The following is a 16858-nucleotide window of genomic DNA, read 5'->3' on the forward strand; positions in this document are numbered from 1 at the left end:
ATGACCTCAACCTTGGCAAGGTTGCGCTCTACCAACTGAGCTAGTATCGCATTATAAAAGGTCTTTCACCTTTCGATTACTGCTTTCGCCGTAACCTACAAATTGGAGCGATACATCGGGTTCGAACCGATGACCTCAACCTTGGCAAGGTTGCGCTCTACCAACTGAGCTAGTATCGCAATCTGAAAACGTCTTTCTCCGTTCAGGGCTGCGAATTATAAGAGCATTTTTTTGTGATGCAAGTCCTTAATGCAAAATTACGAAACTTTTTACTCAACTGCTGCAAAAGCACACAGATTTGCAAAAAAAACGGCTCTTATGTCCCTGAAAAGTTAGATAAACGTGATCATTTTATTCGACTAGATGTTAATAATCGTTTTTCGGTAGTACTGCAGCTCGGCGATCGACTCTCGAATATCGTCTAACGCAAGGTGACTTCCCGACTTAGAAAAACCATCTAACACTTCAGGTTTCCAACGACGAGTCAGCTCTTTCAGAGTGCTTACGTCAACATAGCGGTAGTGGAAGTACTCTTCTAACTCTGGCATGTGCTTGTATAGGAAACGGCGGTCTTGACCAATGCTGTTGCCACAAATTGGTGACTTACCTTTTGGTACCCATTTTTCAAGAAACTCAATGGTTTGTTGGATGGCATCTTGCTCTGAAACCGTACTTTCTTGAATTCGCTTCACAAGGCCGCTGCCAGTGTGCGTCGTTGTGCACCACTCGTCCATCTTGTCCAATTCACTCTGAGGTTGGTGAATAGCCAAAACAGGTCCTTCAGCCAGGATGTTAAGCTCACTATCAGTAACGATAGTAGCAATTTCAATGATTTTATGAGTTTCAGGATCAAGTCCTGTCATCTCTAGATCAACCCAAATAAGGTTCTGATCGCTAAAGGACATAAGGCGTCGCCTATTTGTTTATGTGTAAAAGAGGTACTATACCCAAATAACTATACTCAAACTAGCTTTAGGACCATCGAAATCACGTGGTACCAGCAACATCCTGTTTGAGTCCCCAATCATCAAGTTAGATGTGTTAAGTGAAAAATTGTGGCTAAAAAAAAGAAGTTAACCAAAGGTCAAGTACGTCGTGTACGTAGCAACCAGAACAAGCGACTCAAGAAAGAAGATTCTATCCAATGGGATGAGAACATGCTTGGCGGAACCAAAAGCGGACTCGTGATTACGCGCTTTGGCCAACATGCTGATATCGAAGATCTTGAAACTAACGAAGTTCATCGTTGTAACTTACGCCGTAGTATCGAGACTTTAGTTTCTGGTGACCGAGTGACTTGGCGCGCAGGCTTAGAATCAATGGCCGGTATTTCTGGCGTTGTGGAAGCGGTTGAGCCGAGAACTTCAATGCTGACTCGCCCTGATTACTACGATGGCCTAAAGCCAGTAGCTGCGAACGTCGACCAAATGGTTATCGTATCGGCTGTGCTACCAGAGCTATCACTTAATATTATCGACCGTTACCTAATTGCTTCAGAAACGGTAAACATCGCGCCGCTTGTTGTACTGAACAAGGTCGATCTACTGACTGATGAGCAGATTGCTGAATACCGTGAAACACTTAAAGAGTACGAGAAGATCGGCTATAAAGTGATGTTCGTGAGTAAAGAGTCTGGCTACGGCATCAAAGAGCTGGAAGCTGAACTCAAAGACCGTATCAACATCTTTGTTGGTCAATCGGGTGTGGGTAAATCAAGCCTAGTGAATGCATTAATGCCTACGCTAGACATTGAAGAAGGCGAAGTCTCTGAGAACTCAGGTCTTGGTCAGCACACAACCACGGCAGCTCGTTTATACCACTTCCCTTCTGGTGGTGATCTGATTGATTCACCAGGAGTGCGTGAATTCGGCCTATGGCACCTAGAGGCCGACGAAATCACTGAAGCCTTTATCGAGTTCAAGCCTTACCTTGGCGGTTGTAAGTTCCGTGACTGTAAACACATTGATGACCCAGGCTGCATCCTGCGCGAAGCGGTAGAAAACGGAAAGATCAGTCGATTACGTTTCGACAACTACCACCGCATCATTGAAAGCATGGCGAGTAACAAAGATAACCGTCAGTATTCACGCAACAAAAAAGCCGATCTCTAATCGCGTTTTTGTGAACAAATGTGTGCATTTACTGACAATTGGCGCGAATTTAAGTAACATCTCGCGCCCTAAACCGTCATCGACAGATTTAATTGAAAAACAATTAGCATTGGAAAATTAATACAATGGATAAGATTAAAGTTGGATTGCAGTACTGGATTCCACAACATGGATTAACTCGCCTAGTCGGCAAACTTGCGTCTGCTAAAGCGGGCGGCTTAACGACAGCGATCATCAACTGGTTCATCAAGCAATACAAAGTGAACATGGATGAAGCTCTGCATAGCGATCCAAAACACTTTAAAACATTCAATGAATTCTTCGTGCGTGAATTGAAAGAAGGCATGCGTCCTATCGCTGAAGGTGAGTCTGTTATTGTTCACCCTGCAGATGCACGTGTGAGCCAATTTGGCCCAATTACTGACGGTCAACTGATTCAAGCGAAAGGCCATAACTACTCAGCTCGCGAGCTATTGGGTGGTGATGCTGCGCTAGCGGATGAATTTAAAGACGGTGAATTCGCAACGCTTTACCTGTCTCCAAGTGATTACCACCGCGTGCACATGCCATGCGACGGCACACTGCGCCAGATGATCTACGTTCCAGGTGACCTTTTCTCAGTTAACCCGTTAACGGCAGAAAACGTTCCAAACCTATTCGCACGTAATGAGCGTGTCGTTTGTATCTTCGATACGGAATTTGGCCCAATGGCACAAGTGCTGGTTGGCGCAACGATCGTAGGTAGCATCGAGCAAGTATGGGCAGGTACCATCACCCCACCTCGTGGTAACTCGGTTTACAAATGGGATTACCCTGCACAAGGTGACAAAGCAATCATCTTGAAGAAAGGCGAAGAGATGGGCCGCTTTAAGCTTGGTTCAACCGTTATCAACCTGTTCGCTAAAGATGCGATCAAGTTTGACGACACTATGCAAAATGGCGAGAAAACGGTTCTTGGTACACCTTTCGCGCACATTGCTGGCAAAGAAGCGCAAGAAAATGACGATGTTGTTACCGATTCTGCTGAGAACACTGACCAAGCTTAACAATTTGAGTTAACTCATTTAAGCTTTCAAGGCGCGTTACTTTTTCTATTTCAGAGAAGAACGCGCCTTTTTCTTAACTCTACCGATTCATTTGCTACTCAAGCTCTAACAACTCAATCTTTCAAATCCTGCCCAGCCACCTGCTGCTTCTCACTCTTGTCTCTAATTGCCCAGATAAAAGATTGACCAAAAACAAAACAACTGTCGAAACCTTAAACAACTTTCCGATTTTACAACCCGTCTCCAAGTACCAGAAATCCAGATAACTTACTCTATTTGAAGATATTTTATTTATAGGGTCTTTGTACATGCCTAAACTCAATGTTGGCGTTCTGGTCAAGCTGTTGATTTGTTTTGCGATTCCCTTAGGCGTGTTATTCATGCCGATAGATTCAATACCAATCGATGATCTCACGCTGATTCAACACCGCCTGTTGGCGATATTCTTATTAGCAGCCCTGCTGTGGGTGCTTGAACCTGTTCCGGTATTCGCCACTTCCATTTTGATCATTGCGCTTGAACTGGTGATGATATCTGACAAAGGTTTACACCTATTTAGAAATCCACCAGCGGGGCACGATCTCGGTGAGTTAATCAAATATACCGACATCTTCGGTGCATTTTCGTCACCGATCATCATCCTTTTCATGGGTGGTTTTGCTCTTGCGATATCCGCATCCAAGTACGAACTCGACAACAACCTAGCTCGAGTGCTACTTAAACCATTTGGTACAGAACCGCGCTTCATTATGCTCGGCTTAATGCTGATCACCGCCGTGTTCTCAATGTTCATGTCAAATACCGCAACGACGGTAATGATGCTTGCGCTGCTCGGCCCTATCGTGGCATCTGCACCAAAAGGCGATATGGGTATCAAAGCGCTCGTGTTGTGTATTCCAATTGCTGCCAATACTGGCGGTATCGCAACCCCAATCGGTACACCGCCCAATGCCATCGCGCTGCAATACCTAACGGGTGAAAATACCATCGACTTCCTCAGCTGGATGATGATGGGCTTACCCTTTGTGATCATCCAACTCACCATCGCTTGGTTTCTTCTACAAAAACTCTTCCCTTCTAAAGAAAGAAACATGGTGCTCAAGCTTGATGGACAATTTAGAAAGAGCTGGCGAGCGATTGTGGTTTACATCACCTTCGCTGCGACAATCTTATTGTGGATGACCACCAAACTGCACGGCATGAACACCTATGTCGTGTCTATCATTCCACTGGCTGTGTTTACGCTCACTGGCATCATGGGCAAAGAAGAACTCAAGCTGATTAACTGGGATGTGTTGTGGCTGGTCGCAGGTGGTATTGCGATTGGTATTGGCTTAGATAAAACAGGCTTAGCCGCTGCACTCGCACACGCAATTGACTATGAATCGCTCTCACCTGCAGCTGTGGTACTGACATTGTCTATCGTGTGTTGGTTAATGGCGAACTTCATGTCAAACACTGCGACGGCCAACTTGCTGATGCCGATAGCCGCTGCAATTGGTGCTTCCATGGAAAGCCTAGTTGCGATTGGTGGTCTGCAAGGCTTGCTGGTTGTGGTCGCCTTCTCTGCGTCACTTGGCATGATTCTGCCAGTATCGACACCACCAAACTCACTGGCCTACTCGACCGGGCTTATCGAAAGCAAAGACATGGCGAAGATGGGCATCATCTTAGGTATTGTGGGCTTGCTGATGGTTTACCTCGCCCTGTTTATCATCACCTAGCACGTTAATCCCTACTAATGCCCTTCCAGATAGTAATCACGTCTTTGCTATCTGGAAGGTTTAGTGCATATTGAATCCCCCACTTCTACATTTTGACACGGACGTACACTTCAATGGGATTCGAATGGTTGGCTCTTGCTGCCGCTTTTCTTTGGGCTATCGCGAGCCTGATGTCAGTAAAGCCTGCTCAACACTTAGGTTCTTTCGCCTATAGCCGTTGGCGCATGGGGTGCACTGCTATCATCTTATCGAGCATGGCTTGGTTTACTGGTGGCTGGTCAACGGTCGAAGCAGACCTCGTCACGCCGATGATGCTGTCTGGGCTAATTGGCATCTTCATTGGTGATACCGCCCTATTTGCTTGTTTGAACAGAATGGGACCGCGCCAAGCAGGTTTGCTGTTCTCTTGTCACGCCGTGTTCTCGGCAATTCTTGGTTACTTCCTATTTAGCGAAAGCATGACTTCGGTGGAGCTGATTGGCTCGGCTTTGGTGTTTAGCGGCGTTTTAACCGCGATATTCTTTGGTCGTCGAGGACAAGCCAACAACCAACTCGAAACCATCAAGGGCACCGTGTGGATTGGTGTAGCTCTCGGAATCACAGCGGCTATCTGCCAAGCATTAGGTGGGATCATCGCAAAACCCGTGATGCAAACCAGCATAGACCCTGTTGCCGCTTCAGCAATTCGTATGATCACCGCTTTTGTTGCTCACTCCGCATTTCGTCTAACTGGCGCTAAGCTCTCACGCGCAATCAACCCGATGAATGGTCAAATATTTGCGATTACCGCAGTGAACGGATTTTTAGCGATGGCGGTGGGAATGACGCTGATCTTGTATGCACTGCAAGAAGGAAATGTCGGCATGGTTGCTCTGTTGTCTTCAACCACACCTATCATGTTGTTACCAATACTTTGGCTGTACACCAAACAGAGACCAAATGCCTACGCTTGGATCGGTGCCATTGTTGCCGTTATTGGCACTGGTATCCTAGTAAGATAGTGGCACTGGGATTCTGGTCAGTTAGCCAAACAGTAAGTAAGACTAACTGAATAGAGAGCTAAGAGCGCGGGAACGGAAAAGCCGTCACGTCATCGATGTGGTCATAACCTAACGCCAGCATGATCAGACGATCAATACCTAAAGCAACACCCGCACAGTCTGGTAAGCCCGCTTTTAATGCCTCAATCAAGTGATGGTCAATCGGTTGAGGCGATAAGCCCATCTCAATACGTTTGGCATTGTCATCTTCAAAGCGCTTGAGCTGCTCTTGTGGCTTATCTAATTCATGGAAGCCGTTTGCTAACTCGATGCCTTTGAAATACACCTCAAAGCGATCCGCCACTCGCGAATCCTCAGGATTAATCTTAGCCAATGCCGCTTGTGAAGCCGGAAAGTCATAAACAAACGCAGGGACTTGTTGGCCTATTTTGGCTTCAACCCCAATACTAAACAGCAACTGCAGCAAGGTATCACGATCTTCTTCAGGGTCAGCTATATCGCTGAGCCCAAGTTTTGCTGCGGCTTGCTTTAGCGTAGCCATCGAATCTTCCAGGGGACACACACCTAACACGTCAATAAAGGCTTGTTGGTAAGTCATTCGCTCTGCTGAGCCCGATTTAAGTACCTGCTGTAACAGCAAATCCATTTCATCCATCAGGTCATGGTGATCAAAGCCAACGCGATACCACTCCAACATGGTGAACTCAGGGTTGTGGTAACGGCCATTTTCTTCATTCCGGAAAGACTTACAAATTTGATAAATACAGCCACTGCCGGCCGCTAATAGACGTTTCATATGAAACTCAGGGCTAGTCATAAAGAATAGAGGCTGACCGTGCGCATAACCCGGCCCTACGAATTCAGTTTTGAAAGTATGCAAATGCACGTCCGTCACCGTGGCGTGGCTCATCGCAGGCGTATCCACTTCCATCACGTTTCGCTCAGCAAAGAACTGACGGATTTGATTAAGGATATCAGCACGTTGCTTTAACTGCTTAATGGTTGCGGCTGGTTGCCATGTTGAGTGCATTATTAAGTTCCATATTACTGAATTCTAGGCGACGGAAATTACCACCTTTCGCCTCTTTTGTAAGCTTCTATCTTTCTATAGATGGAAGCAAAATGTTGCTTTAATGAAGCCAGAAAATTACGTTCTACAATACAATTATCAATACAGCTTTCACATCCACATTGATAACAAAAATCATACTCAACAAGCCGTTAACACAAGTCTTGTGGGTTAATCGTTATCAACAATTCATTGCCGTGATTGCAGTCACATAACCTATAATTTCTATGCCTCCATATGCACTACCGACCTAAAAACCCAAATGCATCAACTTTTCGAATACCTTCCTCTCTTACACTGAACCTACCACTTAAGGCTTAGGGGTGATAAACGGTTGATGCCGTTTAAGTACTCTCTAAATGCTTTTTATAATAACAAGCGGAATACTCCGCATCACACTGGAGAATAACTGTGAAGACAATTACCACAGATATCGCAGTCATCGGCGCAGGCGGCGCTGGTCTTCGTACAGCTATTGCTGCGGCTGAAGCTAATCCTGAACTGGAAGTAGCACTGATTTCTAAAGTTTACCCAATGCGTTCGCACACGGTAGCGGCAGAAGGCGGTTCAGCAGCGGTAATTAAAGACGAAGATAGCCTAGATAACCACTTCAACGATACTGTTGGCGGTGGCGACTGGCTATGTGAACAGGATGTTGTTGAATACTTTGTTGAAAACTCGACTCGCGAAATGATCCAAATGGAACAATGGGGCTGCCCATGGAGTCGTAAAGAAAACGGTGAAGTAAACGTACGCCGATTCGGCGGTATGAAAGTAGAGAGAACGTGGTTCGCAGCGGATAAAACCGGCTTCCACATGCTTCATACTCTGTTCCAGACTTCGATGAAGTACGACACAATCAAACGATTTGATGAGTACTTTGTGGTGGACCTTCTCGTAGAAAACCAGAGCGGCGTTGAAGATGGCGAAGTACAAGGCCTAATCGCGATTCACATGTCTGAAGGTGAGCTTGTTACCATCAAAGCAAAATCTGTTGTTCTAGCAACCGGCGGCGCAGGTCGTGTTTACCACTGTAATACCAACGGCGGCATCGTAACGGGCGACGGTATGGCAATGGCTTATCGCCACGGTGTACCACTGCGTGATATGGAGTTCGTTCAATACCACCCAACAGGCCTACCGGGCACTGGCATCTTGATGACCGAAGGTTGTCGTGGTGAAGGCGGTATCATCGTCAACAAGAACGGCTACCGTTACCTGCAAGATTACGGCATGGGCCCTGAAACTCCAGTGGGCGAGCCGAAAAACAAATACATGGAACTGGGTCCTCGTGACAAAGTTTCTCAAGCATTCTGGCACGAGCAGCAGAAAGGCAACACCATCAAGCACCCACTTGGTGATGTCGTACACCTTGACCTTCGCCACCTTGGTGAAGAGTACCTGCAAGAGCGTCTTCCGTTCATCTGTGAGCTGGCAAAAGCGTACGTAAACGTAGACCCAGCAAAAGAGCCAATCCCAATTCGCCCAACCGTTCACTACACCATGGGTGGTATTGAAACTAACGGTACCTGTGAAACTCGCATTAAAGGCCTATTCGCCGTTGGTGAATGTGCTTCAGTTGGCCTACATGGCGCAAACCGCCTAGGTTCTAACTCTCTGGCTGAGTTCGTAGTATTTGGCCGCGTTGCTGGTGAAGAAGCGGTGAAACGCGCTGCTGAATTCAAAGGCTGGAACGAAGAGTCTATCGCTAAGCAAGTGAAAGCGGTTGAAGATCGCATCGCAGGTCTACTAAGCCAAGAAGGCGATGAGAACTGGGCTGATATCCGTACTGAAATGGGTCACACCATGGAAGCGGGTTGTGGTATCTACCGTCAAGAAGACTTGATGCAAAAGACCATCGACAAAATCACTGAACTGAAAGCTCGCTACAAGAAGATCAGCATTAAAGACAAAGGCAAAGTGTTCAACACTGACCTACTTTACGCTATCGAGGTGGGTTACGGCCTTGAAGTTGCAGAAGCGATGGTCCACTCAGCGATTCTTCGTAAAGAGTCTCGCGGTGCACACCAACGTCTAGACGACAACTGCACAGAACGTGATGACGTGAACTTCCTGAAACACTCTCTATCTTTCTACAACGAAGATGCAGCACCAACCATCGACTACAGCGGCGTTAAGATTACTAAATCTCAACCTAAAGCTCGTCTGTACGGTGAAGCTGCAGAGAAAGCCGCTGCCGCTGAAAAAGCAGCAGAAGAGAATGCGAAGAAGAGCGAAGAGGAGCAAGCATAATGTCAGCGAATCGAATCCAAAAAATTGAAATCCTGCGTTATGACCCTGAGCACGATGCAGAACCTCACTTTCAAACCTTTGAAGTACCATTTGATGAAACCATGTCGGTACTTGATGCGATTGGTTACATCAAAGATAACCTAGATAAAGACCTGTCTTACCGTTGGTCTTGTCGTATGGCGATTTGTGGTTCTTGCGGCATCATGGTTGATGGCGTGCCAAAACTGGCATGTAAGAGCTTCTTACGTGATTACCCGAATGGCTTCAAGATTGAGCCTTTGGCTAACTTCCCAATCGAAAAAGATTTGATTGTCGACATGACACCGTTCATCGAACGCCTTGAAGCAATCAAGCCTTACATCATTGGTAACGACCGTAAGCCAGAAGACGGCACGAACATCCAAACTCCAGAGCAAATGGCGAAATACAAACAGTTCGCTGGCTGCATCAACTGTGGTTTGTGTTACGCAGCATGTCCTCAGTTTGGTCTAAACCCTGAGTTCATTGGCCCTGCGGCACTTGCTCTTGCTCACCGCTACAACCTAGATAGCCGTGACAATGGTAAAGCTGAGCGCATGAAGCTTATCAATGGCGACAACGGCGCTTGGGGCTGTACGTTTGTAGGTTACTGTTCTGACGTTTGTCCGAAGAAAGTAGACCCAGCGGCTGCAGTAAACCAAGGCAAAGTTGAGTCTTCAATGGACTTCGTTATCTCGATGTTCAAGCCTGATGGATCGCAAGTAAAAACAGCAGAGGAGGCATAATATGAGCAATCGTAAGCCTTATGTTCGTGAGATGAAGAGAACGTGGTGGAGCAACCATCCGTTCTACCGCTTCTACATGCTACGTGAAGCGACTGTACTGCCTTTGATTTTATTCACTCTGTTCCTAACCTTCGGTTTGGGTGCACTAGTGAAAGGCCCTGAAGCTTGGGCTGGTTGGTTGAGCTTTATGGCTAACCCTATCGTCGTTGGTATCAACATCGTGGCACTGCTAGGCAGCTTGCTGCACGCTCAAACCTTCTTCAGCATGATGCCTCAAGTAATGCCAATCCGTCTTAAAGGCAAATTGGTTGATAAAAAAATCATCGTACTGACCCAGTGGGCAGCGGTGGCTTTTATTTCTTTAATCGTTCTTGTTGTGGTGTAAGGAGCTTTCGTTATGAACACAAATTACAAAGTAAAACCTGTTAACCACAACCCACAACGCTCTGATGAGCCAATCTGGTGGGGCCTATTTGGCGCTGGCGGTACTTGGTTTGCGATGATCACACCAATCACGGTTCTAGTGTTAGGTATCTTAGTGCCAATGGGCATCATCGATGCGGACGCAATGAGCTACGAGCGTGTGTCTGAATTTGCCACCAGCATTATCGGTGCGCTATTCATCATCGGTACGCTAGCACTGCCAATGTGGCACGCAATGCACCGCCTTCACCACGGCATGCACGACCTTAAGTTCCATGTCGGTGTTGCGGGTAAAGTGGGCTGCTACTTCGTTGCAGGCCTAATCAGCGCACTGTCTATTATTTTCATTTTTATGATTTAACAGTTAAATAGAAAACGCCTAGGTTTGACCCTAGGCGTTTATTCTATGCTAGATGATAAGTCTATATGCGTTACGGCGATTCAAACCCCACAAATCGCATCACACCCGAGAATATCTCAGCTTCTCCCTCTGCCGGCGCAGGGTTGCTCCAGGTTGGATCGCTCCAGAAGGATTTAGTCGTAATATACTCTCCATCTTGATCAACCTTATTCCAGGTGTCTTTGGCTCCTATAAATTCCTCTTCGGTTATGGTTAAGGTCACCTCACCATTCAAAATCACCCAATCGAACCCGAACAATCCCTCATCATCGTCAAAGTAGCCAGTACCGTTACTATGGAACACAACCTCTTCTTCAACTACAGCCATGACGGTGCCATTTATCTCCCAAAGATCGATGAGCTCCCAACGAGAACTTTCACTGCCATTACCTGTGAAATCAGACTCTATAAACTGAGCACCACCAACGGTACAGTTGGCGACTGCGCTGTCATAGTCCGAACGAGTGCCAAAGTCAGAGGGTTGGTCCGTAAAATCATCCCACGGTGAATCACCATCCTCACAGACCGTTACTGTTCCCTCGTAGGTAACATTTGTAAGCACCTCCTCTGAACCATCCCTAGAGATAGTTAATTCATCATCAGTTTGTGATAAAAGTACCCATTGCTCGGTTGAGGTATCTTCATAAGTTATCATCATGGTATTAGCTGAAGTTTTCATCCAACTGTTCCCATAGGTCTCAGTGCCATCATTGCCGATATAGCTCATACTGCCGTTATCATGGAAAAAGAGGGTGTTACCATCGTACTCCATCAATACCAAGTTAGTCGGGTCAAACTGCAGAGCGTTTCTATCTTGTTGCACCACGGTATCTGCCCATATCCAACTTTCAGTCACACCGCCTAACGTTTCTTCCTCGAAGAACTTAATTGACCAAGTTTGCTCCATTGACTCTAATAACGCCCAGTAAGTCGTGAAGCTCTCCGATTCATCAGAATAGCTAACCTTAATAAAGCCATCTTCTATGGCCCAGTCATCGATATAGTCACCACCCTCACTCTTCAATACATGTACAGTACCATCAGCATTGAACAAGTAATCACGAGTATCTCCATTGCCTTTAACGCGTTGGAAGTTTAGACCCTCGACCATCTCACTGGTAATGTGAGTTCGACCGCCACAATCCGTGATCGCCGTTTCGTAGTCACTCATACTCGGGATAGGTTGCCCCTCAACAGGTTCTGCATCACCGATGTAGCACTCTTCAAGCACAATCGGACGATCTTGTTGAATAATAGTATCCATCCAGATATAGCTACTTGATTGACCGTCCACAACTTCGTTCTCATAGAACTTGATTGACCACGTATCATCCAACGAATCTAACAGTGCCCAGTAAGTCGTGAAGCTCTCCGATTCATCAGAATAGCTGATCTTAACCAAGCCATCTTCTATGACCCAATCGTCAGTATAGTTACCGCCCTCTCCCTTCAATACATGCACTGTGCCATCAGCATTGAACAAGTAGTCACGAGTATTTCCATTGCCTTTAACGCGTTGGAAGTTTAGACCCTCGACCATTTCGCTGGTAATGTGAGTTCGACCGCCACAATCCGTAATCGCAAGCTCATAGTCAGCCATGATTGGGCTTGACTGATCATCGCTATCACCCAAGTAGCAGGTAAATAGGTAATCGCTCAACACTACACCATCTTCTATAGACTGTGCGGCAATACCATTGAAAGCGTACATAGTATCGTCCGACGGTTCAGCACTTGGCGCCTCAATCTCACCTACCGTAAGTTCACCATTGTACATGCTAAAGATCATGGTAGGCGTATCCCCCTCTCCCATGTAGGGCATAGCCTCAACTGGTACGGTAAATTCGACGATATCTTCACCGTGTAATGTGTAACGTAAGTAATCCGCAGTAGCGACGCGACTTGCCGTTCCTGCGTCCCAATCAAAGAAGTAATAATGCGCCGTGCCATCACTCACTAACTCGATATCAAAGTCTAGATAGAGGCCAACAGAGGTAGTAAGATCTGTGGAAACCGACTCACCGACCGACTGCGACACAATAATGTCGTCCAGACTTGTAATAGAGCTACCATCCGTATCATAACCGACGTCAGAGAACCTCACGTACGGACTACCACCCTCCCATAGGAAGTACTGGTTTACGGCTGGAGAGAAGGTAAACATTACCGCTTGTGAGCCTTCAGCGAACCTCGCCTCTTCCATGAAGTCGAACCACTCAAAGTAGACTTCATACAATGCCATACCCGATAGGTTTACCACTTCTGATTCTACTGAATAATAGAAACTGGAATTGTCTTCTGGATAGGCAATAAGTTGCTCTCCAGAGAAGTCTATCGTATAACCTACCGGAGTTTGCCAGCCGTTTTCAGTGAGCTGTACGTCCCCCTCAGCTTCAAGTGGTAGCTGGATAAAGGATTGATCACCACGGTACTGTATGAGTTCCGTAAGGGTTAACGTATCACCGCCATAACTCAAGGTTTCTTTAAACAGAATATCTACGAACGATAGTTCGCTCCAATCGCTGAAGAATCCGTAAAGAGTCCCCTCTTGCTCCGCAAACTCTTGGGCGGTAATAGTCCACTTATTTGGGTCGGTTGGATAAAGGTCTTCACCGTCATAAACGCCGTCTTCATCTGAATCAGCATTATTCGGATCTAAACCTTCGGTTGCATTCTCATGGTTATCGCCTAAACCATCACTATCAGAATCCGCCCACTCTAATGAGTCATAAGGGAAGGCATCGCTATTGTCGCCAACATAGTCACCATCACTATCATCCCATTCATTTGGATCATTAGGGAAAGCATCCTCGTAGTCTTTAAAGCCATCGTCGTCGCTATCTTGATTTAAAAACTCTGCAAGATAATCTTGCGCAGCTGTCTCGTCTAAGAAGAACACTCCTAGACTGTTATGCCAACTAAACGCTTCCTCCGTTAGGTCCATGCTCCAAGTGTCTATGCCCCTGCGATAGTAAGCATTGTGCCAAGGCCAAGGATTCTCAACATCCGGGACCATAAGCACCATATCAACGTCATTCACTCCGGTGAACGAACCAGGAACCACACCACTATCACCAAGGTTCAATGTAACCAGTGTTGGAATACCCGTATAAGTCAATAGGTAGTCTTGCGTTACAACGTGCCATTGAATTGGCCCATTGTCATCGTATTGGAAGCTGCTTGTAGGTAACAGCGTAGCGTATCGGCTCAGGCCTGGAATGATTTGATCATCAATAAGCTCCAACTCTGTGCCATCAGCACGGGCATCCTCTACCTGTTGTGGTAGATCAACAACCGCTTGTGTTCCCCACTCATCAAATGAGGTAGCAACCCAAAGGCCATTAGATTGTTTCTGGTAAACGCGATAGGCCTGTCCGACATTATCAGTGTCAGTCGTAAATGAATAATCCGCTAATGGGTAGTGCTGCCACTCTATGTGTTTATTTTTTTCCACATCACTGACAGAACGAGACACGGCATTCCATTCTTGGAACAAGGTATTGATTGGATCACTATCGACAATGAGTAGTGTGTTCGTTTCCTCGTTTAGAACCGAACGCTCTCCACTTTCAAGAACATCACCATTGATTAGCACCTCTTTGCGGTAATAGTTCCAGTACGAGGTGAGATCGTCCCATTTGCCATCATTAAAGTTAAAGTCTGCGTACTCATGGAATTCACCATCTTGTGGGTTTGCCCATATTGGTGTCGAATATTCGTAGACATAGCTACCATCAGGGATATTATTAAATCGAAGTTCAACATTGATGTAACCGTCTGCACCCCAGTCCTGCTTAGACTCCACGAAACTCTGCACGTAATCCTGCGTTACAGTGGTTAAAGTCTGAGCCCATTGAGCTTGATGGGTTTGAACATCGTCGATATCAAAGCCATTTACCGTGTATTCGGTTAACGTTTCGACCGCTTGAACGCCCTCTGCGACGTCCTCAAATTCCACTGATACACTATGTATTGTATCTATTTGAGATAAGTCATTTGGGTGAACTCTAGATGTTAAGGCTACGCCTTGTTCATAGACACGACCATTACCGCCGAAACCGCCCTCAAGAGATGCATCACCCTCATCGATATAGCGCCAATACGTCTCGCTTGTTTCGGTTCTAGTACCAATTTCAAGAGACATGCCTTCGTAACGTGCAGTACCATCGAGGTTATAGTCGTACGCAAAGGTCTGGATACGAGTAAAGTCATCATTTAACAGGTGATCGACACTTTGTGTCGTGCCATATACCACGTCATCAGCAGTGATATATTGAGTAGTTATGGTGGTAACAATCTCTCCGCTATTCAGTGTCTCAACCATTTCTTCGACCTCAATATCCAGTGTAATGATATCGCGATCTGTTATGTTGAAAATTGCTACATCAGTTGCACTAACATTGGCCACAACATCAGCAATTGACTTATTTCCATCCTCTGGATGAACATCGGCATTATTACCAACGCCATCACCGTCCACATCGACCCATTCGGTCGCATCGGTTGGGAATTCATCAACATCATTGTTGTAACTGTCGTTATCCGTATCGTTTGGATACGGGTCATCCTCGTTATCGCCTAAGCCATCATCATCCGTATCTGCCCATTCGGTCGCATCGGTTGGGAATTCATCGGCATTATTACCAACGCCATCACCGTCCGTATCTAAGGACTCGTTGGGATCCGATGGGAATTTATCGGCATTATTACCAACACCATCACCGTCCGTATCTGCCCATTCGGTTGGGTCATTATCAAATACATCTTGATTGTCACCATAGCCATCAGAGTCATTATCAGCCCACTCAGTTGGATCTTGTGGGAAGACATCATCAATACTGTCTACCCCATCCGAATCATGGTCACCAGCACGAGAACGATCCGTTGGAAACGCATCATTGGCATCAGGGTAGATGTCATCTTCTCCGTCCACCGTATCATCATTTAGGTCGGCATTATTACCGATCTCATCACCATCGGAGTCCAGACTTTCATCGGGATCATTCGGAAAGTCATCTAAGTCATTGGGGACGCCGTCATCATCTGTGTCATTAGAAAAATCGACACCCTCTGTCGCACCACCAACATTATCAAATGTCTTATCGCTATCACCTGCAACTTCTTCAATTTTCTTTTTGATTTCATTATTCACAGATGCAATCACAGAGATAAACTTAGTCCCTTTATCTTCACTTTCAGCAACTTCTTGCAACTCTTGAGGAGATGAAGGCAAAACATTTGAATCAACCAAGTTTTCAGCGGCATAAGCGGCAGCCTCAACACCTGACTCAACAAAATCACCTAAGATTTCATCTTCATCTAAGCCTAGCTGATCAGCGACTTGCTGAATGGCAGCTTGCTTTGCTGCTTCAACCGCAGCAGCATCGTCAGAATCTGTAGTGTTTTGCTCGATCAATACGTGAACTAGCGTACTCAAAGGGGTGACATCTTTTTCACCTGGAGGGGCTGACATAATATAGTCGTCAGACACCGTAACATCAGGTTCATCTTCATCAATCGTCTGCCCGGAGATCGCTTGCACAACGACAGGGTACTGTTCAGGGTTGTCGACATCGGTGACGTCTAAATCTGCAACACCACCCTCACCAGAAATAGCATTAGGCTCACCGTCGTCTAAAACATAGTTGCCGTTAAGGTCTAACCAAATTCGAGCATGACGTAAATAACCATCAATGGCAGTCACACTGTATTTAGTCGTTTCAGATGGGGAGTTGGGAGTCGAGGGAGTCTCACTCGGAGTCGTGGTTGACACGGTTGTATCATCGTCATCACATCCTGAAAGCCCGACGATACTAACCAAACCAAGAGCCAACGTAATTGCATTAAGTCTCATATCAATATCCACATAGTTGCTTAATAACATCGCGTATAAAGCTAGTAGACTCTACTCATTCTAACAATATTGTAATCAGATTCCCTTCCCTTCATACACATTCACAAAATCAATGCCAAACAGTCACATATTGAATTGAGAGATTTTTGTTGCGATATATAAACGCCAACAACACCTTGTAAATCTATAAGTTAGATAAAATTTTTGATTTTC

The 16858-nt window shown here is 46.0% G+C and carries 11 protein-coding genes and 1 tRNA gene; 8 read left to right on the forward strand and 4 right to left on the reverse strand.

All coding sequences use genetic code 11. The annotated features are described in order from the left end of the window. Window positions 1-103: 103 nt before the first annotated feature. Both A6D97_RS12465 and orn read right to left on the reverse strand, forming a co-directional pair. Window positions 104-179: transfer RNA gene (locus tag A6D97_RS12465), tRNA-Gly, on the reverse strand. A 180-nt stretch (window positions 180-359) separates the two neighbouring features. After that, window positions 360-905 (reverse strand): oligoribonuclease, encoded by a 546-nt coding sequence (orn, locus tag A6D97_RS12470; RefSeq protein ID WP_010434065.1) that lies wholly within the window; start codon window positions 903-905, stop codon window positions 360-362. Between the two features lie 150 nt (window positions 906-1055). Here orn and rsgA point away from each other — a divergent pair, with 150 nt between their 5' ends. The 4 genes from rsgA to A6D97_RS12490 all read left to right on the forward strand — a co-directional run bounded on the left by rsgA (window position 1056) and on the right by A6D97_RS12490 (window position 5882). Next, window positions 1056-2111 (forward strand): small ribosomal subunit biogenesis GTPase RsgA, encoded by a 1056-nt coding sequence (gene rsgA, locus A6D97_RS12475; RefSeq protein ID WP_017061306.1) that lies wholly within the window; start codon window positions 1056-1058, stop codon window positions 2109-2111. A 125-nt stretch (window positions 2112-2236) separates the two neighbouring features. After that, window positions 2237-3157, forward strand: a complete 921-nt coding sequence (gene asd / locus A6D97_RS12480; protein ID WP_065584498.1) for an archaetidylserine decarboxylase — start codon at window positions 2237-2239, stop codon at window positions 3155-3157. 308 nt (window positions 3158-3465) lie between these two features. Beyond that, the gene (locus tag A6D97_RS12485; RefSeq protein WP_017061303.1) at window positions 3466-4881 is read left to right on the forward strand and encodes an SLC13 family permease; all 1416 of its coding nucleotides are present in this window, start codon (window positions 3466-3468) and stop codon (window positions 4879-4881) included. Window positions 4882-4994: 113 nt separating this feature from the next. After that, window positions 4995-5882 (forward strand): DMT family transporter, encoded by an 888-nt coding sequence (locus tag A6D97_RS12490; RefSeq protein WP_017063171.1) that lies wholly within the window; start codon window positions 4995-4997, stop codon window positions 5880-5882. Between the two features lie 58 nt (window positions 5883-5940). On the opposite strand, the gene epmA is transcribed toward A6D97_RS12490, so the two are convergent. Further along, window positions 5941-6912: an elongation factor P--(R)-beta-lysine ligase gene (gene epmA / locus A6D97_RS12495; RefSeq protein ID WP_017071212.1), complete on the reverse strand. Its 972-nt coding sequence runs from the start codon at window positions 6910-6912 to the stop codon at window positions 5941-5943. Between the two features lie 450 nt (window positions 6913-7362). Here epmA and frdA point away from each other — a divergent pair, with 450 nt between their 5' ends. From frdA to frdD, 4 genes are read left to right on the forward strand one after another with little or no spacing between them, the layout of a single operon-like run. Beyond that, a complete protein-coding gene (gene frdA, locus A6D97_RS12500; RefSeq protein WP_065584499.1) occupies window positions 7363-9204 on the forward strand; it encodes a fumarate reductase (quinol) flavoprotein subunit in 1842 nt (613 codons plus the stop codon). Continuing rightward, window positions 9204-9968 (forward strand): succinate dehydrogenase/fumarate reductase iron-sulfur subunit, encoded by a 765-nt coding sequence (locus tag A6D97_RS12505; RefSeq protein ID WP_009847917.1) that lies wholly within the window; start codon window positions 9204-9206, stop codon window positions 9966-9968. Before frdA ends, A6D97_RS12505 begins: the two co-directional genes overlap by 1 nt. 1 nt (window position 9969) lies before the next feature. Continuing rightward, window positions 9970-10353, forward strand: coding sequence for a fumarate reductase subunit FrdC (gene frdC, locus A6D97_RS12510; RefSeq protein ID WP_017061300.1), 384 nt, complete (start codon window positions 9970-9972; stop codon window positions 10351-10353). A 12-nt stretch (window positions 10354-10365) separates the two neighbouring features. Further along, window positions 10366-10752 (forward strand): fumarate reductase subunit FrdD, encoded by a 387-nt coding sequence (gene frdD / locus A6D97_RS12515; RefSeq protein ID WP_065584500.1) that lies wholly within the window; start codon window positions 10366-10368, stop codon window positions 10750-10752. A gap of 70 nt (window positions 10753-10822) precedes the next feature. On the opposite strand, the gene A6D97_RS22215 is transcribed toward frdD, so the two are convergent. Then, window positions 10823-16645, reverse strand: a complete 5823-nt coding sequence (locus tag A6D97_RS22215; RefSeq protein WP_240492698.1) for a hypothetical protein — start codon at window positions 16643-16645, stop codon at window positions 10823-10825. Window positions 16646-16858: the final 213 nt, after the last annotated feature.

The organism is Vibrio sp. ZF57 (assembly GCF_001691235.1).
Lineage (GTDB): Bacteria > Pseudomonadota > Gammaproteobacteria > Enterobacterales > Vibrionaceae > Vibrio > Vibrio crassostreae_C.